General features: G+C 63.4%; 14 protein-coding genes. 7 read left to right on the top strand and 7 right to left on the bottom strand.

The features are described 5' to 3' along the window. Positions 1–4: 4 nt before the first annotated feature. On the bottom strand, positions 5–367 hold the full coding sequence (gene rpl7ae / locus AArcCO_RS05290) for a 50S ribosomal protein L7Ae (protein ID WP_259535389.1): 363 nt from the start codon (positions 365–367) through the stop codon (positions 5–7). Between the two features lie 194 nt (positions 368–561). Beyond that, positions 562–1,380: a transcriptional regulator TbsP gene (locus AArcCO_RS05285; RefSeq protein ID WP_259535388.1), complete on the bottom strand. Its 819-nt coding sequence runs from the start codon at positions 1,378–1,380 to the stop codon at positions 562–564. 288 nt (positions 1,381–1,668) lie between these two features. Here AArcCO_RS05285 and glyA point away from each other — a divergent pair, with 288 nt between their 5' ends. The 3 genes from glyA (at position 1,669) to AArcCO_RS05270 (ending at position 4,190) form a co-directional block, all read left to right on the top strand. After that, positions 1,669–2,916 carry a serine hydroxymethyltransferase gene (gene glyA / locus AArcCO_RS05280; protein WP_259535387.1) on the top strand — a complete coding sequence of 416 codons (1,248 nt, stop codon included), beginning with the start codon at positions 1,669–1,671 and terminating at the stop codon, positions 2,914–2,916. Positions 2,917–3,102: 186 nt separating this feature from the next. Beyond that, complete coding sequence (locus AArcCO_RS05275; protein ID WP_259535386.1) at positions 3,103–3,711, top strand: RAD55 family ATPase; 609 nt, start codon at positions 3,103–3,105, stop codon at positions 3,709–3,711. A gap of 41 nt (positions 3,712–3,752) precedes the next feature. Beyond that, entirely contained in the window at positions 3,753–4,190 is a 438-nt protein-coding gene (locus AArcCO_RS05270) for a CoA-binding protein (RefSeq protein WP_259535385.1), read from the top strand. Positions 4,191–4,205: 15 nt separating this feature from the next. Here the strand turns inward: AArcCO_RS05270 and AArcCO_RS05265 are convergent, their stop codons facing one another. After that, positions 4,206–6,062, bottom strand: a complete 1,857-nt coding sequence (locus AArcCO_RS05265) for a cation:proton antiporter domain-containing protein (protein WP_259535384.1) — start codon at positions 6,060–6,062, stop codon at positions 4,206–4,208. Positions 6,063–6,225: 163 nt separating this feature from the next. Here AArcCO_RS05265 and AArcCO_RS05260 point away from each other — a divergent pair, with 163 nt between their 5' ends. Then, a complete protein-coding gene (locus tag AArcCO_RS05260) occupies positions 6,226–6,750 on the top strand; it encodes a redoxin domain-containing protein (RefSeq protein ID WP_259535383.1) in 525 nt (174 codons plus the stop codon). Positions 6,751–6,763: 13 nt separating this feature from the next. Here the strand turns inward: AArcCO_RS05260 and AArcCO_RS05255 are convergent, their stop codons facing one another. After that, on the bottom strand, positions 6,764–7,390 hold the full coding sequence (locus AArcCO_RS05255; protein WP_323805932.1) for a MaoC family dehydratase: 627 nt from the start codon (positions 7,388–7,390) through the stop codon (positions 6,764–6,766). Between AArcCO_RS05255 and amrS the strand changes: the two genes are divergently transcribed. After that, complete coding sequence (gene amrS / locus AArcCO_RS05250) at positions 7,384–8,454, top strand: AmmeMemoRadiSam system radical SAM enzyme (protein ID WP_259535381.1); 1,071 nt, start codon at positions 7,384–7,386, stop codon at positions 8,452–8,454. The genes AArcCO_RS05255 and amrS overlap by 7 nt on opposite strands. Before the next feature lie 27 nt (positions 8,455–8,481). Here amrS and amrB read toward each other — a convergent pair whose 3' ends face one another. Then, positions 8,482–9,411, bottom strand: coding sequence for an AmmeMemoRadiSam system protein B (amrB, locus tag AArcCO_RS05245; RefSeq protein ID WP_259535380.1), 930 nt, complete (start codon positions 9,409–9,411; stop codon positions 8,482–8,484). Positions 9,412–9,514: 103 nt separating this feature from the next. On the opposite strand from amrB, the gene AArcCO_RS05240 reads away from it, so the two are divergent. Both AArcCO_RS05240 and AArcCO_RS05235 read left to right on the top strand, forming a co-directional pair. After that, on the top strand, positions 9,515–10,426 hold the full coding sequence (locus AArcCO_RS05240) for an HpcH/HpaI aldolase/citrate lyase family protein (RefSeq protein WP_259535379.1): 912 nt from the start codon (positions 9,515–9,517) through the stop codon (positions 10,424–10,426). A 47-nt stretch (positions 10,427–10,473) separates the two neighbouring features. After that, positions 10,474–11,730 (top strand): Glu/Leu/Phe/Val family dehydrogenase, encoded by a 1,257-nt coding sequence (locus AArcCO_RS05235; RefSeq protein WP_259535378.1) that lies wholly within the window; start codon positions 10,474–10,476, stop codon positions 11,728–11,730. Between the two features lie 44 nt (positions 11,731–11,774). Here the strand turns inward: AArcCO_RS05235 and AArcCO_RS05230 are convergent, their stop codons facing one another. Then, entirely contained in the window at positions 11,775–12,233 is a 459-nt protein-coding gene (locus AArcCO_RS05230; RefSeq protein WP_259535377.1) for an NOB1 family endonuclease, read from the bottom strand. Further along, on the bottom strand, positions 12,234–12,479 hold the full coding sequence (locus AArcCO_RS05225) for a PRC-barrel domain-containing protein (protein ID WP_259535376.1): 246 nt from the start codon (positions 12,477–12,479) through the stop codon (positions 12,234–12,236). Positions 12,480–12,607: the final 128 nt, after the last annotated feature.

The raw sequence follows: 12,607 nt of genomic DNA, 5'->3' as shown, positions 1-12,607 counted from the left end.
TCGCTTACCGGAGTTCCTCGACCTTTTCGGCGATGTCTTCGACGTCGTCGCTCGCCTCGCCGGCGTCGACGATCGCCGCCGCCGCACTGCCGACCTCCAGGCCGGCCGCGCGCCCGACGTCGTTTTGCGTTTCGACGAAGACGACAGCGATCCCCTTCTCGTCGGCCAGCTCCGGGAGATGCATCACGATCTCCTCGGGCTGAACGTCCTCGGCGACGATGACGAGGTCGGCGTTGCCGCGCTCGACGGCTTTGGTCGTTTCGTTGGTTCCTTTCTTGACGATCCCTGTATCGCGGGCGATCTCGAGCGCCTCGAGTGCTCGGTCCGCGAGGTCGGCCGGAGTTTCGTAGTCGACGTAAACTGGCATGGTTGTTACCCTCCTGCCCGTGGGCTCGCGTGACCACGCCGGCGGTCGAGTCCCTGACGGCGCGGCACATCATCAACCCCGAACAGGCTGTACAGTTCCGTTGAGCGGGTTCGGTTAAAAACGCTTTCAAACTACCGAGCGCGTGCGAACAGGAGGCACGGGGCTCGGATCGAGGGGGGACGTCGGTGGGGCGTTCATTCGGCGAGCAGTTCCATCGTGACTGACGCGAGTTCCTCCGGAGCGACACCGACGAGCCGGCCGTCGCCGAGTTTGAGGCGCAGACGGGGACGGCCAACGTCGATCGGAACCTTCTCGGTGTCGATCGCGCCGACGTCCTCGAGGTAGGTTTTGGTCCGCGAGAACGTCGCCTTCGACGCGATGCCGACGTCTTCGCCCCACTTGGAGATGTCGTACAGCAACACGTCGTTTTTCGCGGCCACGATCAGCGAAATCGTCACCTCGTCGAGCCCGTCTCCGTTGCCACGAGCAGTCTCGAGTGCGCCGAGGACGGCGTCGAAGTCGTCTCGCGTCGCCTCACCGATCTCCGCGGCGAGCGTCTCTCTCACGTGGCTGATCGCCGGCGTTCGGAGGTTGTACGGTTCCGCGGCGGCCCAGACTTCGTCGTAGGCGGCGACGACGGCGTCGACGAAATCCCGGTCCTCGGTGACCAAAGCACCCACGTTGTCCCCGGTGGTGACGAGGGCCATCACTGCCTCCGCGGAAACGAGAAGCGAGTTGTCCTCGTCTTCGACGAGCGTGCGCATCTCGAGTGTTCCCTCCTCGACGAGATCTGCGGCGGCCGATCCGACGATAAAGTCGTCCATGACGTATTTCAGTACGTCCTCGTCGGCGAGTAGTCGAACGGTGGGGACCTCTTCGGTGTCGGCTGTGACCGCGACGAAGGCCTCGATGACCGCGGGAGACGGGTCGACAACGTACAGCGTTTCCCTAGCCTGGTCCAGCGCCTCACCGAGGATATTCTCGACGTCCTCCTCGAGTAAATTCGATGTCATCAGTCTACCGAGATAATCGTCTGATATCTATTTAATATTAACGGGGATCTTTCGAGTAAAACAGTCGTTTGAGGGGCTCTAACCGCCGAATTCTTCAGAATCTTCTCGTATCTCGGGATCGGATAATTTCTCAGAGAGCGGAGTTATTATTAATATATTATCACTGTATTGTTTTGGCTAGAGAATTCCACAACAGCGCGGGAGCGGCGAACCGGAATAGGTGCACTGGTGACGGAAACGTCGGCGGAGACGGACAGGTTTATGGGTGTTTCACTCGCGGATCGGGATATGGAGTTCCAATACGTACGCGAAGCGGATCCGGCAGTGGCAGACGCACTGGCCGGCGAAGTCGACCGACAGGAGGAGACGCTGTCGTTGATCGCGAGCGAGAACTACGTGAGCCGCGCAGTGATGGAGGCCCAGGGCAGCCTTCTTACGAACAAGTACGCGGAAGGATACCCCGACCGCCGATACTACGCCGGCTGCGAGTACGTCGACGAGATCGAACAACTCGCGATCGACCGGGCCAAGGAACTGTGGGGTGCCGACCACGTCAACGTGCAGCCGCACTCGGGGACTCAGGCGAACATGGCGGTGTATCTCGCAACACTCGACCCCGGCGATCGGATCCTCTCGCTGGAGCTGAGCCACGGCGGCCATCTGAGTCACGGCCATCCCGTGAACTTCACGGGACAGCTATTCGACGTCGAGCACTACCACGTCGACCCCGACACCGGCTATCTCGACTACGAGGAACTGCAAGAGAAAGCCGAAGCGTTCGATCCGGACATCATCGTCTCCGGTTTCTCGGCGTATCCCCGTGAAGTCGAGTGGGAGACCATCCAGGAGATCGCCGACACGGTCGGTTCTTACCACCTGGCCGATATCGCTCACATCACGGGTCTGGTCGCCGCCGGCGCGCACTCCTCGCCGGTCGGCGTCGCGGACTTCGTAACCGGGTCGACCCACAAGACGATCCGAGCCGGGCGTGGCGGGATCGTGATGACCGACGACGAACACGCCGAAGACATCGACAAGGCAGTGTTCCCGGGGGGGCAGGGGGGCCCACTCGCCCACAACATCGCCGGAAAGGCCGTCGGGTTCGGCGAAGCACTGAAGCCCGAGTTCGACGAGTACATCCAGCAAACGATCGACAACGCCCGGACGCTCGGTGAGACGCTCTCGGAGCACGGTCTGTCGCTCGTCTCCGGCGGCACCGACAATCACCTGGTGCTTGTGGACCTGCGGGACTCCCATCCAGATCTTACCGGCGGGACCGCCGAGGACTCGCTGGCTGCCGCGAACGTGATTCTCAACGCGAACACCGTCCCCGGTGAAACCCGGTCGGCGTTCGATCCCTCGGGTCTGCGTGCCGGCACGCCGGGCATCACGACCCGTGGATTCGACGAGGCTGTCGTCGAAGAACTCGGTGGTCTCATCTACCGGATTATCGACAACCACGACTCCGAGGACGTGATCTACGACGTCGGCGAACGCATCGACGAACTCTGTAAAGAGTATCCACTGTACGCGTGAGGCCGCAGTCGAAACTGAACACCACCTGACAGCTCCACGATCCGACCGTCCGGTAGCTCGTATCGAACAATCAAAAAGAATAATACCAGTTCCGGGCAAACTACAGGTAGTCGATGTCTCTCGGTCAGATAACGCGTCGTTTCACTGTGTTTTGCGGTGTGTGGACTGGCGAGGCGAGGGGTACGTATGTATGAGCTCGACCCCCACCTCGACGCGCAGGTCGAGCCAGGGACGAACCTCCTGATCACGGGGCCGTCGCTGACCGGAAAGCGGTCGCTCGCGCTTGATCTGCTCGCTGACGGGACCGAACGGGGGGACGGCGCGATCGTGGTGACGACGAAGGACAGTGCCGACCGCGTCCTCGGTGATTACGCGAAGCGAACCGAGTACGAGGGACGCCCCGTCGCAGTCGTCGACTGTGTCACCCGTCAGCAGGGTGTCGGCGACATGCGCGACGACGACCGGATCAAGTACACGTCGTCGCCGGTCGACATGACCGGAATCGGCATCAAGCTCTCGGAGTTCCTCCAGGCGTTCTACCACGACCGAGGGATCCAGCGGAACCGCATCATGCTCCACTCGCTTTCGACACTTTTGATGTATTCGGACCTCCAGACGGTGTTCCGCTTCCTCCATGTCTTCACCGGACGGATCCAGAGTGTCGGCGGCCTCGGCCTGTTTTGCATGGACTCGACGGCTCACGACGACCGGGAACGGAACACTCTCACACAGTTGTTCGACGGGATCGTCGAAACCTCGGAGGACGCCGAGCCGACGATCCGGCTCGGTGAATGACCGACGAGCACACTTTCAACCTGCAGGACTGCAGATAGTGTATGCCGATCGAAACAGACGCCGAGTTGCGGGAGTTGCTTTCCGTCGACACTATCGCCGTCGTCGGCTGTTCGACGACGCCGGGGAAAGCCGCCCACGACGTACCGCGATATCTCCAGTCACAGGGATATCGGATTTTTCCGGTCAATCCGTTCGCAGACGAGATCCTCGGCGAGGCGACGTTCGACTCGCTGTCGGCGGTGTCCGAAGAAGTCGATCTGGTCGAGGTGTTCCGCCCGAGCGATGAGGTTCCGAGAATCGTCGAGGAACTACTGGAGCGCCGCGAGACACGAGGCGACGCGGGGATACTTTGGCTCCAGCTCGGAATACAGCACGACGACGCGGTACGCCGCGCGGAGGAGGCCGGCGTCCGCGTCGTTCAGGATCGCTGTCTGAAAGTCGAACACCGCCGGCTGGGGAGCGGAAACCGGACACAGTGACGACGAAAGACTATTTCAGGAGTGAGGGTGGAACCGTCGTGCCGCCTCCCGGACGGCTTCGGCGTCCCCGAGGAACGTCACGTGGTCGCCGTACTCGACCACCTCGTCGGCGTCGGGAACGTGCGTGTCGTCTCCCCTGCCGATAACTGCGACGATACAGCCCGAGGGGATCGCCTCGTTCACCTCACGGATCGTCTTGCCGGCGAGGTCTTCTGCGGTCACCTCGATCTCGACGACGTCGTGGCCCTCTCCGAGTTCGTTCATCCAGTGGGCCATTGCCGGTCGCTCTATCTCGTTGTCGATCGACCACGCCGTAGCCAGGGATGCGTCGATCGCGGTCACGTCGAGGGAGTCGAACGCGTCGACGTTCTCGGGCTGATTGACCCTGGCGTACACCCGATCGACGTCGAACTTCGACCGCGCGAGCTGTGACACCAGCAGGTTGTCGTTGTCGTCTCCCGTTGCGGCGACGACGATCTTCGCGTCGTCGATTCCCATGCCTCTGAGGACATCGGATTCGGTTGCGTCACCCTCGTGTGCGGTAAACCCCAGTTCCCGTACCTCCCGGACGACGTCCCGGTCGACGTCCACGATGACGACGTTTTCGCCGCGCTGTTCGAGCTGTCGTGCGAGCGTGCGACCCACCCGGCCGCCGCCTGCGATGATCACTTTCATTGGTATCACGCCGAGCCTGTCTGCGATCTGTCGTGCCAACCCGGCCTGGAGCACGACAGTAGCGAAAATGATGAGAAAGACGACCCCGACGAGCGCCTGGGCCACCTCGCTTTGTCCTGCGTCCTGTAGCTGGATCGCGAACACGGTCGCGACCGACGCCGGAATGATCCCCCGAGGGCCGACGAGACTGAGAAACAGCTTCTCTTCGCGGGTGAAGCGCCAGGATCTGACCGAGAGAAACACCACGCCCGGGCGCACCACGAGCGCCACGAGAACGACGACGAGGACGCCGGCAAGCCCCAGCTGGGCGATGTCACCGAAGTTCAGAAGTGCCGCGAGGACGATGAAGATAAACGACAGCACGATGGCCCTGATGTCGCGCTCGAAGGACTCGATGGCATCCCGATGGGGAAGCTCCACGTTCCCCAGCACGATCCCGGCGGTCGCGGCGGCTGCGACACCGGCTTCGGCGGCGACGGTGTCGGCGATCGCGTACGTCCCCACGATCCCGGCGAAGACGATCAGCCGGGTGACGTGCGGGGCCGAGTCGGGAGAGATGTCCAGCTGCGTCAGCGCGTAGTAGACGACGGCAGCGACGGCCAGCCCGGCGGCGACCCCGACCCCGATGCGTTCGAGGAACCCGAGGAACACCGACCCGTAGGAGCCGCTGCCCACGACGAGCAGTTCGAAGACGACCACTGCGAGCACCGCGGCGGTGACGTCGTTTATGATCCCCTCGGCCTCCAGGACCGACGCGACCTGTTCGCGGACCGTGACCACCTCGAGGATCGGGGTGATCACCGTCGGTCCCGTGGCGATCATCAACGCCCCGATCAACAGCGCGACCTCCCATCCCGGCCCGATCAGGTAGTGGATAACCGCCGCGGTGCCGAGAAACATCACGACCGCCCCAATCGACACCATCCCGAGGATGGCCTGCGGCGCTCGCTGCAGGCGCTCGCGTCTGAGTTCGAACGCTCCCTCGAACACGATCACTGCCACGCCGACGCCGACGATGACGAACAGGCCATCGCCGAACGTCTCCAGGGAGACCAGCCCCAGGACGTGCGGCCCGATCAGCACCCCCGAAAGAATGTGAAACAGGACGCTCGGAACCCGGAGTTTCATCGAGAGGAGCTGTCCGGCGACACCGAGGGCGAGAACGAGCGCAGTGACGGCGAGGACAGCTGAACTCACTGTCTACAGTATTGTACTAGGAGGTAAAAAGCGCACCGTATTACTGGTGCGGGGAGGCCAAAAATCAAACCGCGAGACGGCGGGTCGCAAAGCGGGTCCCATCAGGACCCCCGACGGCTCGGGGATTAATGGGACTCGGCGTCGAATCCTCCGCCAGAAACCGATGGTCTCACAGGGACAGACGGCACCAGATTTTATCGCTCCCGCAGTCGACGGCGATCGCACGGTCGAACTCGCGCTGTTCGAACTGATCGATCGTCACGACGCTGTAGTGCTACTTTTTGCCCCCTGTACGTTCGTCCCGGAGCCGACCGCCGAGTGGCTCGCCGTCGAGCGGGCGGGGTGGCCGGACCACGAACGAATTGCGACAGTCGGCCTCACGGCCGACAGCCTGTATGCGGCGTACACGTACGCCGACCGCTACGGGTTCTCGTTCCCGATCGTCTCGGAGTTCCACGGCGGAGTTTCCGACCGGTACGAACTGCTGACCGAGGAGTGGGAGAGTCACGGGGACGTCCCACGCCGGGCGGCCGTGGTCGTCGACGGCGACTGGACTGTTCGGGCAGTCGAGACGGCCGATGATCCCCACGATCGGACCCCGCCCGGACCCGCAACCCGCGCCGTCGACGCATTACAGGCGTGTGGAGTCGACGTGGAGCGTCCGAACGTCGACTACGACGTCGTGTGAGCCCTGCCGTCGACTACACCGACTCTGCGTCCCGTTTCAGCGACAGCACCGTCCGATCGAACGAACAGACGAGCGTGTCCTCGCCGTCCTCTTCGTCGCCCCCTTCGTCCTCGTCTTCGACTTTGAACGCCTCGACGTGCATCGTGACGACACCGCGAGTTCCGTCACTCGTCTCGCGTTTGTCGGTCACGGTGGATTGCGCATAGATCGTGTCGCCGTGGAAGACGGGCGCCGGATGTTCGACGTCGTCGTACGAGAGGTTCGCGACGATCGTCCCATCGGTGGTGTCGGGTATCGATAGACCGACGGCGAGTGCCATCGTGTAAATGCCGTTGACGAGGCGCTCGCCGAACTGGGTGTCCGCCGCGAAGTCGGCATCGAGGTGGAGCGGTTGCTGGTTCATCGTCATGTCGCAAAAACGCTGGTTGTCGGCTTCGCTGATCGTCCGTCGCTTCCCGTGTTCGATCGTCTCGCCGACCGTGAACTCCCCGTAGTAGAGCCCGGACATACCGCTCCCGTCGCCGCGGTCGTACTTATGGGTTCGCGTCGATGGTTGGTTCGCACACTTCCCCCGGTGTGGGAATCGGAGATACGGTTTTTTGGAGAGAACACGAAGCTCCTTCGAGAAGAAGTATGTCACCGAGCGCGCGTGGACGCGAGGTCGAACGCTACGAACGGCTCCAGGACGACCGCGTCCGGTGTGCGGTCTGTCCCCGGCGCTGTCTCGTCGCTCCGGGCGAGCGGGGCGTCTGTCGCGTTCGATACAACGACGGCGGGCGGTTCGAACTGCTCACCTACGGCAAGGCGGTCTCGACCGCGATCGACCCGATCGAAAAGAAGCCGCTGTTTCACTTCGCGCCGGGCGCCCGCGTGCTGTCGGTGGCCGCACGCGGCTGCAACTTCGAGTGTGACTTCTGTCAGAACTATCAGATTGCGATCGAACACGACGACGTTCCAGAACAGTCGCTCCCACCCTCAGAGCTGGTGAACGCCGCCGTCGATCGATCCTGCGAAGGGATCGCCTATACGTACACCGAGCCGACCATCTTCCTGGAATACGCCCTCGATACGATGCAAGCGACCGACGAGGACGCGTGTAACGTGTTCGTCTCGAACGGCTACATGACCGAAGAGACCGCGAGACAACTCGCCTCGGAACTCGACGCGATCAACATCGACGTCAAAGGCGACACCGAGTTCTATCGACGGCGGTGTGGCGTTCCGGATCCGAAACCGATCTACGAGGCCGCGAAAACACTCGCCGACGGGGGCGTCCACGTCGAGATCACGAACCTCGTGATACCCGGAGAGAACGACGATCCCGAAACCGTCCGGGGGCGGATGGCCTGGATCAGGGAGGAGCTCGGACCGGAAACGCCGGTCCACTTCTCGAGGTTCCGTCCCGCCTATCGAATGCAGGACGTCCCGCCGACGCCAATAGAAACGCTGGAGTCGCTTTTGGACGTCGCCCGCGATGAAGGGCTGGAGTACGTGTACTGTGGCAACGTTCCGGGACACGAATCCGAAAGCACCTACTGTCCGGACTGTGGAACCTGTGTGATCAAACGACAGGGATTCGAAATCCGCTCGTACGACCTGGAGGACGGAAACTGTCCGTCGTGTGGCCGATCGATCGACGTCGCCGGAATCGAGTGGGCAGGCGGGGGCGACTCCGAGGGACGCAGGCGACAGTTGGGGTTCTGATCGCGCGTCGTGGCGAGCGGGGACCGGTCAGTCGTCGTCGATGCCGACGGCCGTATAGCCGACGGTTCTTCCACCGGCGCCAGCGGTGTCGCCGCTGGTCGCGTAGGCGTAGACCGTTCCGGACGCCGCACCGAGCCGAATTGCGGCGAAAAGCGTCGCCGCGGTCGCCCCGGGGCCGCACATCGTGTGACCGGTCCGTTCGACGTGATCGAGCAGCCCGGCCGGGTTCAGATCGACGAGCAGGTCGAGGACGGGGTCGTCGGCGGCGGTCGCCGCCTCGGTCGGCTCGTAGTGGGTGAGATCCGTCGAGGCGATCACCACGGCATCGCGTCCGGTGGCGTCGATGGCCCGGGCGATCGCTTCGCCGAGGTACTCACAGCGCGAGCGATCCTTCGTTGCGACCGCGACCGGAAGGAACCGGGGAGTAGCTTCGAGATGCTGGAGAAACGGCAGCTGGACCTCGACTGCGTGTTCGACCCGATGGGCGCGGTCGTCGATTTCGATCGCCGCGTCTGTTTCGAGGAGTTTCTCACGGAGCGGCTCGTCGACAGAAAGCCTCCCGAGGGGAGTCTCCCAGGCGTCGTGAGAAGCGAGCGCGATCTCGGCACCGGCCTGTCGGTGGTTCGGCCCGAGGATCACAGCGGTCTCCGGCGTTCGCGAGCGCGCGAGGGCAGCGTAGCTGTGTGCCGCAATCGGACCCGAGTACTGATAGCCGGCGTGCGGGACCACGAGTCCGAGGAGGTCCCCCCGATCCGCATTCGGCTTGTCCGGCTGTCGGTCGGCGGTCTCCGCCCGTCGGTCGGCGGTCTCCGCCCGTCGGTCAGTCGCCTGTCCCGTATCGGGGACCGTGCCCGGGCCGTATTCGTCCAGGAAACACGCCTCGATCTGTTCCACGAGGGGATCCGGATCGCCCCGATAAAACTGCCCCGCGACAGCAGGCGGACGAACGTCGGTCATTGTCCCTCGGAAATACGGCCGCCGAATGGAAGTGAGTATGCCCTCGATACTGCGGGGCGAACCGAGCGTGGGGGTTTTTCACCGCGACGAGCAACCGCAGCGTATGGTCAGACGAAGCGTACTCTTTTCGCCCGGTGACCGGCCGGATCTCATGCGGAAAGCCCCCGAAACGGGTGCAGACACCGTCGTGTTCGACCTCGAGGACGCCGTCGTCCCCGACCGCAAGGACGAAGCGCGCACGGCAGTGCGCGAGATCCTGACCGACGAAGCATTCGACCCCGACGCGGAGGTGTGCGTTCGGCTCACTGCGGCGGAACCGGCCGCGGATCTCGACGCCCTGCTCGGCGACGTCGACGATCCGAAACGCGATCGAGAAAACCACGAGGAGGGGCTTCGCCTGGATGCGCTGGTGGTGCCGAAGGTCGACTCGAAAAAAACCGCAATGCACCGTGTCGAGCTGGCACGCGCACGCGGATTCGACGTGCCAGTGCTCGCACTGGTCGAGACGGCCGCCGGCGTGCTCGCAGCCGAGGGAATCGCGAACGTCGACGGAATCGAGGCGTTGATCTTCGGCGCGGAGGATCTCGCCGCCGACGTCGGCGCCACCCGGACAAAAGCGGGCCAGGAAGTGTTGTACGCCCGCCAGCACGTCGTTCTGGCGGCGTCAGCCGGCGGGATCGACGCGATCGACACCGTGTACACCGACTTCGAGGACGAAGACGGACTGCGCGAGGAGGTGGCGTTCGCCCGCCAGCTCGGCTACGACGGGAAGCTCGCGATCCATCCCGCACAGGTAGACGTCATCAACGGAGCGTACACGCCCGACGAGTCGGAACTAGCGTGGGCCCGCCGCGTGTTGGAAGCGCGCGAACGTGCCGACCGGGACGGGCGGGGGGTCTTCGAAGTCGACGGTGAGATGATCGATCGACCGCTGATCCTCAGGGCCGAACGCATACGAGAACGCGCCCGGGGTGCCGGAATCGGGTTCGGTTCGGATTCGAAAAACGCGCAGTAACTCGGGCAATCGGTACAGTTAACAGCTAACACAGTAGTCCGTGAGATATGTCTGACCAGGCCAATCCGTTCGAGAGTCTCCAAGAGCAGATCGACGACGCTGCGGCACATCTCGACGTCGATCCGGGGGTGATCGAACGGCTCAAAAACCCCGAACGGGTACTGGAGACCAACCTCACCATCGAGCGCGACGACGGGTCCCTCGAGACAGTACGCGCCTACCGGTCGCAGTTCAACGGCGACCGGGGGCCGTACAAGGGCGGTATCAGGTACCACCCGGACGTCGACATGGACGAGGTGAAGGCGCTGTCGGGGTGGATGGTGTACAAGTGTGCGGTCGTCGACATCCCCTACGGCGGCGGAAAGGGCGGGATCCCGATCGATCCGAGCGACTACAGCGAACAGGAGCTCGAACGGATCACCCGGTCGTTCGCGTTGGAACTTCGACCCCTCATCGGCGAGGACGCCGACATTCCCGCACCGGACGTAAACACCGGACAGCGAGAGATGAACTGGATCAAAGACACCTACGAGAAGCTCGAGAACACGACCGCTCCCGGCGTGATCACCGGGAAGGCGCTGGATTCCGGCGGATCGGAAGGTCGCGTCGAGGCGACCGGCCGGTCGACGATGCTCGCCGCCCGGGAGATGTTCGACTACCTCGATCGGGAGATCGAGGGGGCGACGGTCGCCGTCCAGGGGTACGGAAACGCCGGTTCCGTGACGGCATACCTGCTCGACGACCTCGGGGCGAAGATCGTCGCGATGTCCGACTCCTCGGGGGGGATCTACAATCCGGACGGGTTCGACGCCCGGGAAGTGAAGGCATTCAAAAGCGAAAACGGGAGCGTCGTCGGCCATCCCGAAGCTACCGAGGAATTGACGAACGAAGAGTTGCTCGCGCTAGACGTCGACCTGCTGGTTCCGGCGGCGCTGGAAAACGCCGTCGACGCCGACCTCGCGCGGGAACTACAGGCCGACGTCGTCGCGGAGGCCGCAAACGGCCCGCTGACGCCGGACGCCGACGAAGTGCTCGAAGATCGGGACGTGTACGTGCTGCCGGACATCTTCGCGAACGCCGGCGGTGTGACGGTGTCGTACTTCGAGTGGGTTCAAAACCGACAGCGGTTCTACTGGACCGAACAGCGGGTCAACGAGGAGCTCGAACGGATCATCTGTGACGCGTTCGACGACCTGATCGAAACCTACGAAACACTCGAGTTGCCGAACCTCAGATCGGCCGCCTACGTCGTGGCGATCCAGCGGGTCGCGAACGCCTACGATCAGGCCGGAAACTGGCCGTAACAGAACTCGACGCGGAAAACAGGGACGGAGGGAACGCCGGCGGATCAGGCCGGATTCTTCCGAGTGAGATCGCTCCCGCAAATCGGACACCGGTCGTGGTTGTCGTCGAACTCTCGCCCGCAGCCGGCGCACTGAAACAGCCAGTCGCGCTGTTCGGTGATCCCGTCGCGTGCGATCACGTGGACGGCGATTCCGAGCTTCTCGGCGACGTTTTGCATCGCGTAGTCGTCCGTGACCAGCGTTCCGTCGAGCTCGAAGGCGGTCGCGAGCAGGCGGGTGTCGGTCTCCGACAGCTCGTCGGCGTCGCCGGTCTCGCGTGCGGCCCGCGAGACCTTCTCGACGGTTCCTTCCGCCGGGATGTGGATGTGCATTCCCGCACCCTCCATCGCGTCGAACCTGAAGGCGTGTTCGCCCTCGAGCTCCTCCTGGACGAGCGGGATCGATGCCGTCTGCTCGTCGGTGTGATACTCGTGGATGAACGCGGACGTGTCGAGAACGTGCATCTACCGTTGAACGACGATGTAGTCTTTGACCGCCTGCACTGCAGAGACCGGGACCCGTAGACGTCCCCGATCGTCGGTGTCGAACGACACCTGCCGGACGTCGAGCTGCTCGTGGGGCGACACGAGGAGATGTTCGAGGCGCCCGGACTTCAGGTCCATCGTGATGTTGTACAGGTCTCCCAACTCGGTGCCGTCGGTCCCCATGACGGCTTTCCCCGAGAGGTTCTCAGCGAGTATGTCTGCCATGCTTCCAACGACAGACTGGAACGATATAAACGCCACGGGGCGTCCGACGGTCGCGCGCCGGCCGTCCGACGGAGATAGGTGAGACAGGAGACCGAGAGGAGACAGAGAGGACAGTTCTGAAAGGCTTA

The organism is Halalkaliarchaeum sp. AArc-CO, from assembly GCF_024972735.1.
GTDB lineage: Archaea > Halobacteriota > Halobacteria > Halobacteriales > Haloferacaceae > Halalkaliarchaeum.
This window is presented reverse-complemented; position numbering and strand designations above follow the sequence as displayed.